The sequence below is a fragment of the Kitasatospora sp. NPDC024654 genome, assembly GCF_055559155.1.
The window spans coordinates 88,216-103,947 of sequence record NZ_JBVHLF010000015.1; the positions used below are offsets into that span (position 1 = coordinate 88,216).

At 73.9% G+C, this 15,732-nt stretch carries 15 protein-coding genes; 7 read left to right on the plus strand and 8 right to left on the minus strand.

Annotation, left to right across the window (positions count from 1 at the left end; genetic code table 11):
• Positions 1-137: 137 nt before the first annotated feature.
• The gene (locus tag ACZ38L_RS12350; protein WP_465691935.1) at positions 138-2,162 is read left to right on the plus strand and encodes a CocE/NonD family hydrolase; all 2,025 of its coding nucleotides are present in this window, start codon (positions 138-140) and stop codon (positions 2,160-2,162) included.
• Between the two features lie 33 nt (positions 2,163-2,195).
• Here ACZ38L_RS12350 and ACZ38L_RS12355 read toward each other — a convergent pair whose 3' ends face one another.
• A complete protein-coding gene (locus ACZ38L_RS12355) occupies positions 2,196-3,146 on the minus strand; it encodes a hypothetical protein (RefSeq protein ID WP_465691936.1) in 951 nt (316 codons plus the stop codon).
• Between the two features lie 204 nt (positions 3,147-3,350).
• Here ACZ38L_RS12355 and ACZ38L_RS12360 point away from each other — a divergent pair, with 204 nt between their 5' ends.
• Positions 3,351-4,469 carry an alpha/beta hydrolase gene (locus tag ACZ38L_RS12360; protein WP_465691938.1) on the plus strand — a complete coding sequence of 373 codons (1,119 nt, stop codon included), beginning with the start codon at positions 3,351-3,353 and terminating at the stop codon, positions 4,467-4,469.
• A 3-nt stretch (positions 4,470-4,472) separates the two neighbouring features.
• On the opposite strand, the gene ACZ38L_RS12365 is transcribed toward ACZ38L_RS12360, so the two are convergent.
• From ACZ38L_RS12365 to moaA, 6 genes are all read right to left on the minus strand, one after another.
• Entirely contained in the window at positions 4,473-5,135 is a 663-nt protein-coding gene (locus ACZ38L_RS12365; RefSeq protein ID WP_465691940.1) for an NAD(P)H-binding protein, read from the minus strand.
• Positions 5,136-5,247: 112 nt separating this feature from the next.
• A complete protein-coding gene (locus ACZ38L_RS12370; RefSeq protein ID WP_465691942.1) occupies positions 5,248-5,400 on the minus strand; it encodes a hypothetical protein in 153 nt (50 codons plus the stop codon).
• Entirely contained in the window at positions 5,355-6,239 is an 885-nt protein-coding gene (locus ACZ38L_RS12375; protein ID WP_465691944.1) for a tetratricopeptide repeat protein, read from the minus strand. Before ACZ38L_RS12375 ends, ACZ38L_RS12370 begins: the two co-directional genes overlap by 46 nt.
• A 295-nt stretch (positions 6,240-6,534) precedes the next feature.
• A complete protein-coding gene (locus ACZ38L_RS12380; RefSeq protein ID WP_465691946.1) occupies positions 6,535-6,735 on the minus strand; it encodes a hypothetical protein in 201 nt (66 codons plus the stop codon).
• A 147-nt stretch (positions 6,736-6,882) separates the two neighbouring features.
• Positions 6,883-8,457: an alpha/beta hydrolase gene (locus ACZ38L_RS12385; protein ID WP_465691948.1), complete on the minus strand. Its 1,575-nt coding sequence runs from the start codon at positions 8,455-8,457 to the stop codon at positions 6,883-6,885.
• Between the two features lie 79 nt (positions 8,458-8,536).
• Positions 8,537-9,532 carry a GTP 3',8-cyclase MoaA gene (gene moaA, locus ACZ38L_RS12390; protein ID WP_465691950.1) on the minus strand — a complete coding sequence of 332 codons (996 nt, stop codon included), beginning with the start codon at positions 9,530-9,532 and terminating at the stop codon, positions 8,537-8,539.
• 130 nt (positions 9,533-9,662) lie between these two features.
• Between moaA and ACZ38L_RS12395 the strand changes: the two genes are divergently transcribed.
• Both ACZ38L_RS12395 and ACZ38L_RS12400 read left to right on the plus strand, forming a co-directional pair.
• Positions 9,663-10,274, plus strand: a complete 612-nt coding sequence (locus tag ACZ38L_RS12395) for a nucleotidyltransferase family protein (protein ID WP_465691952.1) — start codon at positions 9,663-9,665, stop codon at positions 10,272-10,274.
• A 92-nt stretch (positions 10,275-10,366) separates the two neighbouring features.
• Complete coding sequence (locus ACZ38L_RS12400; protein ID WP_465691954.1) at positions 10,367-11,302, plus strand: hypothetical protein; 936 nt, start codon at positions 10,367-10,369, stop codon at positions 11,300-11,302.
• A 55-nt stretch (positions 11,303-11,357) separates the two neighbouring features.
• Here the strand turns inward: ACZ38L_RS12400 and ACZ38L_RS12405 are convergent, their stop codons facing one another.
• Positions 11,358-11,975 (minus strand): acetate uptake transporter, encoded by a 618-nt coding sequence (locus ACZ38L_RS12405; RefSeq protein WP_465691956.1) that lies wholly within the window; start codon positions 11,973-11,975, stop codon positions 11,358-11,360.
• Positions 11,976-12,344: 369 nt separating this feature from the next.
• On the opposite strand from ACZ38L_RS12405, the gene ACZ38L_RS12410 reads away from it, so the two are divergent.
• From ACZ38L_RS12410 to ACZ38L_RS12420, 3 genes are all read left to right on the plus strand, one after another.
• The gene (locus ACZ38L_RS12410) at positions 12,345-13,367 is read left to right on the plus strand and encodes a hypothetical protein (RefSeq protein ID WP_465691958.1); all 1,023 of its coding nucleotides are present in this window, start codon (positions 12,345-12,347) and stop codon (positions 13,365-13,367) included.
• Between the two features lie 94 nt (positions 13,368-13,461).
• Positions 13,462-14,469, plus strand: a complete 1,008-nt coding sequence (locus ACZ38L_RS12415; RefSeq protein ID WP_465691960.1) for an iron-sulfur protein — start codon at positions 13,462-13,464, stop codon at positions 14,467-14,469.
• Positions 14,470-14,620: 151 nt separating this feature from the next.
• Entirely contained in the window at positions 14,621-15,622 is a 1,002-nt protein-coding gene (locus ACZ38L_RS12420; RefSeq protein WP_465691962.1) for a DUF2637 domain-containing protein, read from the plus strand.
• The last annotated feature ends 110 nt before the right edge of the window (positions 15,623-15,732 follow it).

The window sequence follows — 15,732 nt, forward strand, 5'->3', positions numbered from 1 at the left end:
TGTCTTGCAACTACGCGCCAATGGCGAGTCCGGCCGGGAGGCCGCGCACGCGAACAGGCGTGTGCAGTGAAATGTCCACTATTGTCGGTTTCTACCGGCCGCCCGCCGGGCATCCCGCACCGCCGCACGGAGCCCGCATGCAGCACCCGAGCTCGTACCCCAACCGGATCACCCGCGAGGAGCCACGCATCCCGCTCCCCGAGGGCGGCACACTCCACGCGCGGCTCTGGCGGCCCGTCACCGAGACACCGGTGCCCGCGCTGCTGGAGTACCTGCCCGCCCGGCTCGGCGACGGGACGGCGACCCGCGACGCCGAGCGGCACCCCTGGTACGCGGGCCACGGCTACGCGAGCCTGCGGGTGGACGCCCGCGGCCACGGCAACTCCGCCGGGTTCGCCGGCGACGAGTACGCCCCGCACGAGCTCACCGACGGCGTCGCGGTGATCGAGTGGCTGGCCCGGCAGCCCTGGTGCAACGGCCGGGTGGGACTGTTCGGGCTCGGCCGAGGCGGCACCGCCGGCCTGCAGCTCGCCGCGCTGGCCCCCGAACCGCTGCGGGCCGTGGTCGCCGTCTGCGCCACCGACGACCGGTACCGCAACGACGGCCACCACCTCGGCGGTTCGCTGCTCGCCGAGGGGCCGCCAGCCCGCTCGGCCGAGCTGCTGGCGCTGGCCGCCGCCCCGCCCGACCCCCGGTACGCCGGCACGGACGCGGACTGGCGGCAGGCCTGGCTGGCCCGGCTGGCCGCGGTCGAGCCGCCGCTGCACCGCTGGCTGGCCCACCAGACCCGGGACCACTACTGGCGGCGCGGCAGCGTCGCCGAGGACTACCGGGCGATCCGGGCCGCCGTGCTGGCCGTCGGCGGCTGGGCGGAGCCGCACCGGGACACCGTGCTGCGCCTGGTCGAGCGGCTGGAGGCGCCGGTGCGCGGCCTGATCGGCCCCTGGGCGCACGACTATCCGGACCGGGACCGGCGGCACCCGATCGGCTTCCTCCAGGAGACGCTGCGCTGGTGGGACCACTGGCTCAAGGACCTGGACACCGGCGTGCTGGCCGAACCCGCGTTGCGCAGCTGGATGCCCGAGCCGCCCGACGAGCCCGGCGCCGAGCGCGACGGCCGGTGGATCGGCGAGGACGGCTGGCCCTCGGACGACGTCCGGGAGATCCACTACGACCTGGCCGACACCCTGCGCACGGCCGGCACCCCGTCCGGCGAGCGCTACGTCCCGGTCCGCTCGCCCCAGCAGACCGGGATCGACGCCGGACGCCCGTGCCCGACCGGCTCCCCCGCCGACCTGCCGCCCGACCAGCGCGCCGAGGACGGCCGGTCGGTCTGCTTCGACGGCGCGCCGCTGTCCGAGCGGGTGGAGATCCTCGGCGGGCCCGTGGTGCGGCTGCGGCTGCGCGGCACGGCCGCCCGCGGGCAGGTGGTGGCGCGGCTCTGCGACGTGGCGCCGGACGGCTCGTCCGCCCTGGTCACCCGGGGCGTACTCAACCTCACCGCCCGGCACGGCCGGGACCAGGTGGTGCCCTGGGAGCCGGGCGCGGTGGAGGAGGTCGAGGTCGAGCTGACGGCGATCGCGCACGCCTTCCCGGTGGGCCACCGGATCCGGCTGGCGCTCTCCTCCGCCTACTGGCCCTGGATCTGGCCGCAGCCGCCGGACGCCGGGTTCGGCGTGGACCCCGGGCACGGCGTGCTGACGCTGCCCGTCCGCCATCTGGCCGCCGACATCGGGCGGGCGCCGATCACCTTCGGGCCGCCCGAGCAGGCTGCGCCGCTGGAGGTGCTGGTGGCGCACCGGACCGACGCGCGGCCGGAGCGACTGGCGACGCACGAGTTCGCGACCGGCGAGTGGCGACTGGCGGCCGACCCCGACCTCGGCGGCGCGCACAGCCACCCGGACGGCGTGATCCGCACCGACGAGGTCCGGGAGAGCTACCGGATCCGGCAGGACGACCCGCTCAGCGCGACCGCCCGCGCCGAGCGCACCGTCCGGTTCCAGCGGCCCGACCAGGGCTGGGACGTCACGCTCCGGACCAGCGCCGAGCTCAGCTGCGACGCGACGTCGTTCACCGCCGTGCACCGGCTGACCGGCTGGGAGGCGGGCGCGGTGGTGTTCGAACGGGACTGGGAGCGGCGCTTCCCGCGCAGCGCGGGCTGAGCCCGCCCGGGAACCGGGGCCGACCTGGTCGGTCTAGGGCGCCGGGTAGGAGCCCGCCGGGACGTCGCTGGTGCTGGCGTTGCCGCCGACCTCCGGTTGCAGGGTCAGCGTCCAGGTCGAGTAGGTGGTGTCGGTGGTGGAGAAGTCCAGGCCGTCGTCGAACTTGGTGAAGGCGCAGTCCTGGGTGAACAGCCGGGCGTTCGAGTCCCAGTCGGTGCCGCCGGAGAAGTAGACGTCGTAGTGGCCGTCCCGGACGCCGGTGAGCTTGGCGGTCCGGCCCTTGGCGACGTAGATCGAGTACGCGGCGTTGCCGTTCCGGGTCAGCGTGAGCACCGCGTCCGAGGAACCGCCGCCGTTGTCCACCTCCAGCTCACCGAGGCCGTCCCGCTCGCCCGCGCGGACCAGCGTGCCGTTCTCCAGCGACCGGTTCTGCTGCTGACCGGCCTGCGGCGGGTCGAAGGTGACCGGGTAGCCGGCCGTCGCCAGGTCCTGCAGCGCCCCGGAGATCTGCTGGAGGCCCTGCGAACCGGCGGTGTCGACCAGCGCGGCGGAGGGCGCGCAGACCTTCTGGCTGGAAATGTCGCTGCGCACCTGGGAGAGATCGGTGTCGAGCTGGGTCAGTCCGGCGGTCAGCCGGCTCGTCGCGTCGCTGACCGGTCCCGGCGCGTCGCCGGGCCGCAGCCCCTGCTCGGCGGCCGAGGTGGCCTGCTGGAGGGTGCTGAGGTCGCTGCCGAAGTCGTTCATGCTGCCGGCCGAGGCCAGCTGGCCGAGCGCGGTGTCGACCGGGTCGAGCCAGAGCGCCAGCGTGCTGCCGAACGGCGTCGGCGTCGGGCTCGGGGCCTGGCTGACCGGCGCCGGCGCGGCCCCCGACGAGCCGGACGTACAGCCGGCGACCAGCAACGCGGCGGCGACGGGCAGCGCGAGCAGGCCGTACCGGGGCGCGCGTCTGGCCGCTGAAACGTCTGAACAGTCTGAACCGTGCAAGACTCGCCCCCCCGGCGGTTCGTGCGTGTCCCACCCGAGCCCACGCGCGGTGTTCGGTCGTGGCTGAACATGGTCCCGCGCCCGGGCGAGCCGGTCAACGGCGCGCCGGAGGCGCTCATCAGGCGCACAGCTGGCGCACACGGGGTACCCAGGAGACTCGGGGGCGATCGAAACCTTCCAGATTTCGTCCATTAATATCAGCCAATGCTCGCGCTGACCGGACTCCCGCTGCAGATCATCGCCAGTCTGCTGGCCGTGGCCACCTTCGTCGCCACCATCTGGCTGTGGCCGAGGCTGGGCGGCCGCGGCTGGCGGGCGCTGCTCGGCCGGATCGGCGCGTTCTTCGCCACCCAGGTGATGGTGCTGGTGGCGATGGGCCTGGTCGCCAACTCGTACTTCGGCTTCTACACCACCTGGACCGACCTGCTCGGCACCGCCGGCGGGCCGGGCACGGTGGTGGACCACACCCCGAGCAACGCGCTCTCGGTCACCAGCCAGCAGAAGGTCTACTCCACGCTGGGCTCGGCCGAGGACCGCTCCGGGGTGATCAAGAAGATCGAGGTGCACGGCGCGCTGTCCGGCCTGAGCCACCCCGGCTACGTCTACCTGCCGCCGCAGTACTTCCAGCCCGCGTACGCCAACCAGCGGTTTCCGATGGCGCTGGTGCTCTCCGGCTACCCCGGCTCGGCCGAGAAGCTGATCTCGCTGATGCAGTACCCGACCAGCACGCTCCAGGCGATCCAGGACAAGCAGCTGCCGCCGACCGTCCTGGTGATGATGACGCCCACCGTGGTCGGCAACCGGGACACCGAGTGCATGGACATCCCCGGCGGGCCGCAGGTGGAGACCTTCTTCACCGAGGACCTGCCGAAGGCCGTCGAGAGCGTTTTCCGGGTCGCCCCGGATGCCTCGGCGCACGCGGTGATCGGGGACTCCACCGGCGGCTACTGCGCGCTGAAGTTCGCGCTGCGCAAGCCGGACGCCTACCGGGCGGCGATCGCGCTCTCCGCCGACTACAGCGTCTCGAACGACCCGACCACCGGTGACCTGTTCGGCGGCAGCGAGCAGCTGAAGCAGGAGAACAACCTGATCTGGCGACTGCGGAACGCCCCGGCGGCGCCGGTCTCGCTGCTGCTCGCCACCAGCCCGAACGAGGACAACTACAAGGACACCCAGGAGATGGTCGCCGCCTTCAAGGCGCCGACCCAGCTCTCCACGATCACCCTGGACAGCGGCGGCCACAACTTCCACACCTGGAACCGGGAGATCCCGCCGGCGCTGGGCTGGCTCGGCAAGCACCTGACCGTGCCGCAGCCGGTCTGAGCATCACCTCCGGGCCACGGCCCGGACCGCCTCCGCGACCGGCTCCTCGCCGCCGATCAGCTCCAGCGTCCGCCCGGCGGTGCCCGGCTCGAGCAGCAGCTCGGCCAGCACCGCGGCCACGTCGTCCCGGGTGACGTCGCCGCGCCCGGTCGTCCCGGCCAGCGCGACCAGCCCGGTGCCCGGGTCGTCGGTCAGCCGGCCGGGCCGCAGGATCGTCCAGTCCAGGCCCGGCCGGGCCCGGACGTCGGCGTCCGCCGCACCCTTCGCCCGCAGGTACGCGGCGAAGACCGGGTCCGTGCCCTCGGCCGGCTCGCGGTCGGCACCCATCGCGGAGATCACCACGAACCGGCGCACGCCGGCCGCCTCGGCCGCGTCCGCGAAGAGGCTCGCCGCCGCCCGGTCCACGGTGTCCTTCCGCGCGGCACCACTGCCCGGGCCGGCTCCCGCCGCGAAGACCGCCGCGTCCGCGCCCTCCAGGTGCCGCGCGACATCCGCCACCGAGGCCGACTCCAGGTCGCAGACGATCGGCTCGGCCCCCGCCGCGAGCAGGTCCCCGGCCTGCTCCGGGCGGCGGATGATCCCCGCGACCTCGTCCCCACGCGCGGCGAGCAACCGCTCCAGCCGAAGGGCGATCTGACCGTGTCCACCAGCGATGAGAGTGCGCATGGCCCCTGAGCCTACGTCAGCCGACCGCGCGGAGGCGCCGCCGGGCGGTTGCGGCGCGACAGGGCCACGATCGGGCCCGCCAGCGGCGACGAGGCGAACGGTTCCTCGGTCGCTAGGCGCCTCGTACCGCGAACACCCGGTTCCTGGTGGTCTGTTCAGGATACTGGCGGGGGAGGTCGGGCAGGGCCAGCAGCCGGCCGTAGGCCTCCAGCGAGCCCTTCAGGTCGCCGACCCAGTAGGAGGTGATGGAGTACTCGAACAACATCCCCCAGCGGTGGACCCAGGCTGGGTGAACAGCCAGCCGTCTGGCATGTCGCGATCGAGGCCGGCCCGGGCGAACACGTGCGCCACCTGGTAGCGGCCCATCGGCCGCAGCCGCGAAGCCAGTTCGTAGCAGGCCTCCAGGCGCTGCGGCCGGGTCCCCCAGGCGCGGACGAGGGCGTCCAGCGCACCGGGCCAGTCGCCGCTCTCCGCCTTCAGGATCCCGACCTGGAGCAGCGCGTAGTAGACCCCCTCGACCCAACCACCCATGCCCGCAAGGCGGTTGTACAGCTCGATGGCCTCGGTGGTGTTGCGCAGGTCGCGCATGGTCTGCGCGAGGTGGAAGACCGCGCGGGTGTTGCCGGGATCCCGGTCCAGATCCGCCCGGAGCAGTCGCGCGTCGCGCTCGAACTTGTCGGAGCGCGAACCGCCGTCGGCGAAGTGCCCGATCACCAGCGCGGCGAGATGGGCGGAGACGTCCCGGTCGTCGGTGGTCAGGCATTCGTGCGTCGCACCCTCGTAGCGCCAGTGGAGGTCGCCCCCCGACCAACCGCTTGATCCGGTACTCCAGATCGGCGACGTGCCGCAGCAGATAGGAGTCGGCTCCGTGAGCGCGGGCAGCTCGCCGTCCCGCACGACCACCATGTCCGCGTCGATGAGCAGCAGGAAGTCGGCCTTGCCGTAGGCGTGTTGGATGTTCAGCGTGCGGTTGTGCCCGAAGTTCACCCAGGGTTCCTGGTGCAGCTCGCCCGGGATCCCGTGCGGCGCGGTGCGGATCAGCTCCTGGGTGCCGTCCGTCGAGCCGGTGTCGGAGATCACCCAGGTGTCCACCGGATCGCGCACGGGGGCCAGGCAACGCCACCCTGGCCTCGTCCTTGACGATCACGCAGAGAGAGATGGACGGCTTCGGTCGGGCCACCGGTACCTCTCGATCCGTGGTCGGGGTGGTCGGCAGGGGGGCAGGTCTAGCGCCGGAGAAGGGGAATTTCGGCGAGCCGCCGCACAGTCGCTGATCGTATTCCGACGATGGTGGTTCTCCCTGGTCGGACGAGCCGGCGGGCGCTGGTCCGAACGCGTGGTTCGAGTGGGCCACTCCGGTGACGGGCTGCACCATCGCTCGTTCCGCCGGCCGACCGCGTCAATCACTCCCTCCATGGACCGTCTTCACCTGCTGGCGGGGACGAGCCGGCTCCGCCCGGTCGACGGGCGAGGCGACGACGGCCAGTGTTGCGGGCACCACGACCCGCCGCGCGGCGGGGGCGACGACCAGTGCTGCGAGGACCACGGCAAGGGTGGGCCGGTCGGCCAGGAGGCCAACGGCGGCAAGGGTGGCGGGCACGAGGAGCACTACAACCAGGTCCCGACCGGCCCCACGGGCCCGACCGGACCCACCGGGCGATCCCGGCATCGTTGTACCACCGCGAGGACTGACCCCCTACGCGCGCGACACCCCCGCCCACCACGGGCGGGGGGTGTCGCGCGTCAGTCAGCTGGTCGGGCAGTGCGTCCCGGCCGGCGGCATGGTCCCGTCCAGCAGGAAGGCGTTCACGTCCGTCTGGATACAGGCGCTCTTGCCGTAACCGGTGTGCCCGTCGCCGTCCCGGGTCAGCAGGGTGGCGTTGGCCAGGCCCGAGGCGAGCTTCTGCGCCCAGGCGTACGGCGTGGCGTCGTCCCCGGTCGAGCCGACCACCAGGATCGGCGCGCTGCCGGCCGCCCTGATCGCGTGCGGCTGCGCGGTGGACTTGAAGGGCCAGTTGCGGCAGTCCGGGTCGAACAGGTCGTCCGTCGTGTAGTGCTTGGTCAACAGCGGTGCCTGCTCGTGCAGTTGCTGCACCGCCCGCTGGACCTGACCGTCCGACGGGGTGCCCTCGCCGCTGTGGTCCGCGCAGGTGATCGCCGCGTAGGCGTCCAGCTCGTTGCGGTAATGTCCGCCGGCGTCACGGCCGTTGTAGTCGTCGGCGAACTCCAGCAGGTAGTCCGCCTTGTTGCCGTTCATCGCCCAGTCCAGCCCGTTCCGCAGGTACCCCCAGGACTTGGCGTCGCCGTAGAGCATGCCCAGGGTGCCGGTCCAGCCCTGGCTCGCGGTCAGCTTGCGGCCGTCGGTGGCGGTCATCGGGTGGGCGTCCAGGCCGTCCAGGAAGTCCCCGAGGCGCTGGGCGGCGCCGGCCGGGTCCTTGCCGAGCGGGCAACGGGCCTGTGTCGTGCAGTCCTTGGCGAAGCGCTCGAAGACGCCCTCGAAGGCGATGGTCTGCCGCACGTCCTGGTCCAGCAGGTCCATGCTCGGGTCCACCGCGCCGTCCAGCACCAACCGGCCGGTCCGGTCCGGGAATTCCTCGGCGTACACGCTGCCGAGGTAGGTGCCGTAGGAGGAGCCGAGGTAGTCGAGCTTCGGGTCGCCGAGCGCGCCGCGCAGCACGTCCATGTCGCGGGCGGCGTCCGCGGTTCCGACGAACGGCAACAGCTTGCCGGAGTTCGCCTGGCAGGCCTGGGCGAGCGTGGTGCCCTTGGGCTGCGCGGGATGGTCGTCGGTGTCCCACTGGTCGCGGGCCTGGTCGCCGAGGCAGTGCACGGCGGTGCTCTTGCCGACCCCGCGCGGGTCGAAGCCGACCAGGTCGTAGCGGTCGGTCAGGCCGCTGAACTGCTGGCCGTCGAGGGTGACTTCCTGGATCCCGGAGCCCCCCGGCCCGCCGGGGTCGACGACCAGCGAGCCGAGCCGCTGGCCGGGCTGGGCGGCGGGCCTGCGGACCACGGCGATGTCGACGGTGTCGCCGCCGGGGTGGGTGTAGTCGAGCGGTACGTGCAGCGTGGCGCACTGGAAGTCGGCCTCGTCGACGCCCTTCTGGGTGGGGTCGTCGGGGCAGGTGACCCAGGCGATCTGCTGGCCGTAGAACGGCTTGAGTGCCGGGTCGGCGGCCCCGCTCGATGCCGCTGCCGACGAACTCGGTGAGGGACCAGCGGAGTTGACGACCCCGGCACCCCTGGTTCCGGCAGCGCCGCCACACCCGGCGACCATGGTGACGCCCAGCGCGGCCGGCAGGATGCGGCGCGACACTCGCGCCATGATGATCTTCACAGAATAAGAAATATCACCATCACGGCAGCGCCCGACACCGGATTCGGACGCCGGCGGTTGTCCGCCGCTACCCGCCGATCGCGGACATCGGGCGGTCCGGCTGCCGGAAGTCGGCCGAGCCGATCTCGTGCCCCGGCCCCTTGCGCGCGATGGTGTGCCGCCAGGCCCGCTCCACCACGTCGTCGTCCGCGCCGCCGCGCAGCAGCGCTCGCAGGTCGGACTCGGTGGTCGCGAAGAGACAGGTGCGCAGCTGACCGTCCGCGGTCAGCCGGACCCGGTCGCAGCCTCCGCAGAACGGCCGGGTCACCGAGGCGATCACCCCGATCACGGTGTCGGTGCCGGCGATCCGCCACTCCTCGGCGGGCGCGTTTCCGTGCCGGCCGACCGGCACCAGATCCCAGCGGGCCCCGAGCCGGGCCAGCAGCTCGTCGGCGGTGACCATCTTCGTCCGGTCCCAGGCGCCCTGGGCGTCCAGCGGCATCGACTCGATGAACCGCATCCGGTAGCCGTGCCGGGCCGCGAACTCGGCCAGCTCGATGACCTCGTCCTCGTTCACCCCGCGCACCGGGACGGCGTTGATCTTCACCGGCGCCAGCCCGGCATCCCGCGCGGCGGCCATACCGGCGAAGACGTCCTGGATCCGGTCCCGACGGGTGATCTCCCGGTAGCGCTCCGGCCGCAGGGTGTCCAGGCTGACGTTGACCCGCCGCAGACCCGCCGCCCTCAGTGCGCCGGCCGTCCGGGCCAGGCCGATCCCGTTGGTGGTGAGCGAGAGCTCCACCCCGAGCGCGGCCAGCCGGGCGACCAGCGCGGGCAGCCCGCGCCGCAGCAGCGGCTCGCCGCCGGTCAGCCGGACCGTGCGGATCCCCAGCCGCTCGGCCGCCACCCGCACCAACCGGACGATCTCGTCGTCGCTCAGCACCTCGGACCGCGGCAGCCAGTCGAGGCCCCCGGCGGGCATGCAGTAGGTGCAGCGCAGGTTGCAGCGGTCGGTCAGGGAGACCCGCAGGTCGGTGTGGACCCGGCCGAACCGGTCGACCAGTGGGGCAGGTGCGGTGTGCATGACGGCCAGTAGAAGCCCCCGGACCGGGAAGATCCAGCGGTGGAAGGCCCGGGTTCCGCACAAGGTCACCGGTGCGCCGTTGTGCGTTCACACAACGCCGTGGGCGCCTCGTTTTCGGCAGAGTGGTGGCATGGCCTCACCGATTCCCCCGCTCCCCCCGGTCGCCGCCCTGGTGCTGGCGGCCGGCGGCGGCCGGCGGCTCGGCGGCCGGCCCAAGGCGCTGTTGCCGTACCAGGGCCGGCCGCTGGTCGAACACGCCGTGCGAGTGGTCCGCGAGGGCGGCTGCGGGCCGGTGCTGGTGGTGCTCGGCGCGGCCCGCGAGCAGGTCCGGGCGAGCGCCGCGCTGGACGGCTGCACGGTGCTCGACAACCCCGACTGGGCCGAGGGGATGGGCGGTTCGCTGCGCGCCGGGCTGGCCGCGGTGCCGGTGGACTGCTCGGCGGTGCTGGTCGCGCTGGTGGACACGCCCGGCGTCACCCCGGCCGCGGTCGCCCGGCTGCTGGCCGCGCACCGGGCGGGCGCCCGGCTGGCCGCCGCGGCGTACGGGGGCCGGCGCGGCCACCCGGTGCTGATCGGCGCCGAGCACCTGGCCGAGGCCGCCGCCGGGGCCCGGGGCGACGCCGGCGCACGGGCGCTGCTGGCGGCCCGCGGCGACCAGCTGCGGCTGGTCGAGTGCGCGGACGTCGCGGTCCCGGACGACCTCGACACCCCGGCCGATCTGGCCCGCTGGTCGGCGGGCTGACGACGCACCGGGCGACGACCGGCCGCATCCCTGAGAAACCCCTGATCATTCCGGCATTCCCTGCCATCCCGGGCCGCGATCGGGGAGCATGGGTGCCGACCCGCCTCTCCACCGAACGGACGGTGCGCGCCATGTCCGGACACCCGCTGCCCGACGACTTCACCGGCCCGTACGACGCCGAGCCGCCCGCCGTCCCGCGCGGGCCCGAGCACGCCGGGGGTGGCGGCCGGGAGATCCGCTGTCCCGCCTGCCGCCGCGAGCACCGGTACGAGCCGCCGACCCTGCCCTGCCCGTGCGGCGCCGCGCTCAAGGTGCCGCTGCTGCCGGGCGGGGTGCCGGTGCAGGTGCGGTTCCGCTCCTGGGAGGACTCCTGGCTGAGCATGCGCTGCCCGCACTGCGGCCGCTCCGACCAGTGGCCGCAGCCGGAGTTCACCTGCAACTGCGGGGCCACCGTGCGGCTGCCGGTCGATCGCGCGCCGCGGACGGGGGCCAGCGGGCCGGCCGGGGCGCGTCCGCTCGGGGTGCGCCCGTACCACCCCTCGCCCACCCCGCTCTACGCCGAGCAGCCGCCGGCCGGCCCGCCGGCCCGACCGTCCATGCCGCCAGCCGGCCCGTACGGCGGCGCCCGGCGGCAGAACCGCGCGCCGTTCCGTCCGCACCCCGTGCGCACCGCGAAGGACGCCGTACTCAGCGCGGTCCGCTACCTGGAGTGGCTGGGCTTCGGCGAGTTGGAGCTGACCGAGGCCCAGGAACGCGACGCGGTGACACTGCTGGGCCACCGGATGGTCGCCCAGGTGGACAGTTGGCCGGAGGTGGCCGACATCCGCAGCGTCGAGTGCCTGTGGCTGCAGACCCTGCACGCCGAGGAGATGGCCGCCGCGATGTTCACCACGGCCGGCTACTCGCACCAGGCGACGGTGCGCGGCGAGCAGTTGCTGGTGGCCCTGTTCACGCTGGACGAGGGCGGCCTGCCGCAACCGGTGAACGGCGCCGCCGAGTCGCTGCTGGAGACCGGCTGGACGTCCTGACCGCGCATGCGGTGGGGGCTCCGGAGCGGTGTCCCGGAGCCCCCACCGCGGTGCGTCAGCGCGCCGGCCAGGTGGGCAGGACCGGGCGCTTGAAGGTGTAGGCGGTGACCCCGGCGAACGAGGCGTACCAGGCCACCACCGCGGTGATCAGGCCCATCCAGCCGCCCGTCTTGGTGATGCTCTCGCTTGCCCCGAACGCACCCGCCGCGAGCAGCGCGAAGGTGACGGTCAGCGCGACGAAGACGGCCAGCACCGCCCCGCTGACCCGCACCGCCGCCACCGCCATGTAGGCGGTGAAGATCGCCCAGGCGAGGAGGAAGAGACCGATCGCGCGGTTCGCGTGCGGATCGCCGGCGAGCGCCGGCAGGGCGTCCTTGACCAGGAAGTAGTAGGCGATCCAGAAGGCGCCGAAGGAGCCGAAGGCGGTGGCGCCGAAGGTGTTGCCCTTGCGGAACTCCCACATCCCGGCCAGCAGCTGGGCGACACCGCCGTAGGCGAGGGCGAGCGGCAGCACCACCGCGCTGAGCTTCGCGTCGATGAGGTTGGCGTTGAAGCAGCTGAGGACGAAGGTCGTCAGGGCGAAGCTGGCCAGCCCGAGCGGGGCCGGGTCGGCGATGGAGACATCGGCGGTGGGGACGGCGGTGGAGGTCGGTACGGACTGCTCGGTTGCCACGGGCGGTCGTCCTTTCGAGGGGTGGGCGGCGACTACGCGACCGGAGAAATATGTTGACGTGAATACACGTTTTGAAACAAGCGGTATACGGGATTTTTGTGGCTCCTGATGAGCAGAAGTCGGCAATTCCGGGAATGACGTGACCAGAGTTGCCAATGTGGCGTGTGATAACCGGATTAACTACCCCTTCTGGCGTAGCGGCGACCTTTCCGCCCGCATTCGAACAGAAAGAATCGGACGGGAACGCTTGATCCACTTTTGCGGCCGCGGGGCACAAACACGTCACGCTCGTGATCTGGTGCACAAGCTCGCCCCCGGTGTTGAATTGCCGGCACGGCGGCCATGGCCGTGGGCACCGCACACAAGGAGGTGGCGTTGTCTGAACACGGAACGGCCCCGCTGAGCGGGGGGACGCGCGGCCGGCGGGGGAACGCCCGCCACTCACCCGGCGGCCCGCCGGGCGTACCGCCGCACGGAGGCGGGCTGCACCCCGGCAGCGGCGGCTCCTTCGACGAGATCACCAGCGGCACGGTCTGGCGGTTACGCTCCCGCGCCTGCTGGCAGGAGGCCGCCGAACTGCTCCAGCCGGCCGCCGAACACGACGCCCGGGCCGCCCTCTGCCGGGCCGAACTCCTCATCGAACAGTGCCTGTTCACCGCCGACCACTGGGACACCGCGGAGGCCGCGCTGCGGCTGGCCGAGGCCGGGGTGACCAGTACCGAGCAGCGCGCGGCCGCCTCCTGCGCGCGCGGGTTCCTGGCCTACCTGGCCAGCGTGCTCGGCCCGCGGGACCGGCTGGACGAGGCGCAGGCCGCGCTCGGCCGGACCTCCGCGCTGCTGGCGCCGGACGCGCCCGGCCGGCCGCTGCTGGACTTCCGGCGCGGGCTGGTCGCGGAGAACCTGCTGCGCGACCAGACCGCCGCCTGGATCGCCTACCGACGGGCCCACGATGCCGCGTTGGCCCGTGGTGACACCCTGCTGGCCTCCTCGACCTGGCGGCATCTGGCGGCGCTGGCGCTGGCCGGCGGGGATCGCGGGCGGGCCCGCGAGGGCTTCGCCGCCTCGCTGCGGCTGCGCGAGGAGCTGGGGTTCATGGTGGGGGTGGCGCCGGCGCTGGCCGCACTGGCCGAGGTGGCCGAGCCGGAGGAGGCGGACCGGTTGCGCGCCGAGGCGGCCCGGCTGGTGCAGTCACTGGGCGGGGTGCCGGTCTGGCTGGTGGGGCGACTGGAGACGGGCGAGGCGCCGACGGGACCGCCGGGCGCACCGCGCGGCGCACCGCCCGGCGCCCGACCGGGGGTTGCCGGCGCGCGGCCGAACAGGACGCCGGGTGGGCGCCTCCGCACTCCCCCGGACGGGCGAACGGGAGGGGACAGCCGAGGGACCGTCAGGTAAGGTGAGGCTAACCTGATGGGGCAGGGACATGCCGGGGCTGCCGCCCGGTGGTTCCCTGCCCCGCGGGCATCCGCCGCACCCGATGGGGTCCGCCATGACCGTGCGCACCACCGAGCCGGACCCGCCCGCACCCCGGGGCAACCGGCGGCGACAGCCGGGCCCCACGCCCGAGCACCAGGACGGCCGGCGGCAACGGACCCACCCGTCCACCGTGTTCCCGTGCGCGGGGGCGTACGCCCGGGTCGGCGCCGTCTTTCCCGAGCTGCGGATCCGGCTCGGCGAACTCCGCGCCGGCCAGGGCTGGGCGCCCACCACCCGCCTCCTCACCGATCCCGCGTTCCGCGCCCGGCTGCTCGCCGCCGAGGGCCGCCGGGACCGGTTCCGCTACGGCGAACCACTCCGGCCCGACGTGGCCGCCGGGTTCTGGCTGCACCGCTACCTCTGGCCGGCCGGCCTGCTCTTCACCCTGCCCTGGTTCCTGGAACGTCGGGTACCCCGACTTCCGGTGACGGCCGTCGCCTTCCGGCCCGCCGCCACCGGCGGACCGGCCGAACTGAAGGTCCGGCCCGCCGACTTCGCCTGCCTGCCGGACGATCCCGCGGCCGGCCTCCCCGGCGCGCGAACCGTACCCGACGAGGCGGCACTCCGCGCCGAGCTGCGCGCGGCCGCCGTCGAGCACCTGGCACCGGTGCTCGACGCGCTCCGGCCCGCGCTGCGCCGCGGCCCGCGCACCCTGTGGGGCCTGGCCACCGACGAGCTGGTGGAGGGCCTCCGGTACACCGCCGGCCTGCTGGGCGAGGAACGGCGCGCGGCCGACGCGCTGGCCGCGCTGCTCCCCGGCGGCACCCCACCGTTCACGGGCGCGGCGGCCTTCCGCTGGACCGAGCCGGCCGCCCCGGGGAACAGCCGGGTGAGCGCGGACGGGCAGGCGGGCGGGGGCAGTTGGGACAGCGGGGGCAGGCGGGTGGGCCCCGGGGGCAACGGGGCAACCCCGGAGCCCGTTCCCACCCCGGCTCCCACCCGCACCCGGGTGAGCTGCTGCCTGGCCTACACCGTCCGCTCGGCCGGCTCCTGCTTCAGCTGTCCGCGCACCTGTTCCTGACCAGAATCTTCTCTCGACATACCGTCAGAAAGTGTGTGCTCCGGGGCAATTGGCGGCAAAGTATCCGTACGGCGTCCGACCATCCGCCATGATGGACGTCCCGGTGGCTCCCGCCACCGCGATCGACGGAAAGCGAGGCTGGTTCAGGACAATGAGACTGTCGGACATACCACTGGGCTGGGCCGTCGCGGGCGTGGCCACCCTGGTCCTCGTCGCCGTCCTGGTGGCCTTCCTCCGCGCCCGCGGGGCGACGAGCGGCATCTCCGGCTCGGACGGCTGGGAGCGCACCGAGGAGCGCCGCCGCCGCAAGGAGTCGCTCTACGGTGCGGCCTCCTACACCCTGCTCTTCTGCTGCGCGGCGGTCGCCGCCGCGCTCTCCTTCCACGGCCTGGTCGGCTTCGGGATGCAGAACCTCGGCCTCTCCGGCGGCTGGGAGTACCTGGTCCCGTTCGGACTGGACGGCGCCGCGATGTTCTGCTCGGTGCTGGCCGTCCGGGAGGCCAGCCACGGTGACGCGGCGCTCGGCTCCCGACTGCTGGTCTGGCTCTTCGCCGGGGCCTCCGCCTGGTTCAACTGGGTGCACGCCCCGCGCGGAATGGGCCACGCGGGCGCCCCGCAGTTCTTCGCCGGGATGTCGCTCTCCGCCGCGGTGCTCTTCGACCGGGCGCTCAAGCAGACCCGCCGGGCCGCGCTGCGCGAGCAGGGGCTGGTGCCCCGACCGCTGCCGCAGATCCGGATCGTCCGCTGGCTGCGCGCCCCGCTGGAGACCTACGCGGCCTGGTCGCTGATGCTGCTGGAGGGGGTGCGCAGCCTGGACGAGGCGGTCGAGGAGGTCCGCGACACCAAGCGCGAGGCGGTGGTCAACCGGGAGCGCCAGCGGCTGGCCAGCCGGCGCGAGCGGGCCGAGATCCGGGCGATCAACCGCCAGCACGGCGGCTGGGGCCGCTCCCGGGCGCCGGTCGCCGCCCGGCAGTTGGAGCCCGGCGGCGCGGAGCCTGCGATAGCCGGCGGGGACCCCGCTCCCCCACCGGGCCTGCCCGCCCGGCCTGCCCATCGGACGATCGACCTGACGCCCGACGACGACACCATGGCACTGCCCCGGCTGGACTCGCTGGAGCAGAAGCTCAAGGACCTGGAGGAGCAGTTCGGCTGACGCCTCCGCACCGGGCCCGGGGGTGACCACCCCCGGGGCAGGGGGCACGGGCCCCTGGGGGGGGGGGGGGGGGGTCGGACCGCGGGGGTAGCGGGTTTCGGACCTACTTG

Bases quoted from the DNA above. Each gene is read 5' to 3' on its own strand.
- ACZ38L_RS12365 (WP_465691940.1), bottom strand. From the start codon at position 5,135: ATGCGCACTCTCATCGCTGGTGGACACGGTCAGATCGCCCTTCGGCTG.
- ACZ38L_RS12385 (WP_465691948.1), bottom strand. From the start codon at position 8,457: ATGGCGCGAGTGTCGCGCCGCATCCTGCCGGCCGCGCTGGGCGTCACC.
- ACZ38L_RS12395 (WP_465691952.1), top strand. From the start codon at position 9,663: ATGGCCTCACCGATTCCCCCGCTCCCCCCGGTCGCCGCCCTGGTGCTG.
- ACZ38L_RS12370 (WP_465691942.1), bottom strand. From the start codon at position 5,400: ATGTTGTTCGAGTACTCCATCACCTCCTACTGGGTCGGCGACCTGAAG.
- ACZ38L_RS12415 (WP_465691960.1), top strand. From the start codon at position 13,462: ATGACCGTGCGCACCACCGAGCCGGACCCGCCCGCACCCCGGGGCAAC.
- ACZ38L_RS12420 (WP_465691962.1), top strand. From the start codon at position 14,621: ATGAGACTGTCGGACATACCACTGGGCTGGGCCGTCGCGGGCGTGGCC.
- ACZ38L_RS12350 (WP_465691935.1), top strand. From the start codon at position 138: ATGCAGCACCCGAGCTCGTACCCCAACCGGATCACCCGCGAGGAGCCA.
- moaA (WP_465691950.1), bottom strand. From the start codon at position 9,532: ATGCACACCGCACCTGCCCCACTGGTCGACCGGTTCGGCCGGGTCCAC.
- ACZ38L_RS12360 (WP_465691938.1), top strand. From the start codon at position 3,351: ATGCTCGCGCTGACCGGACTCCCGCTGCAGATCATCGCCAGTCTGCTG.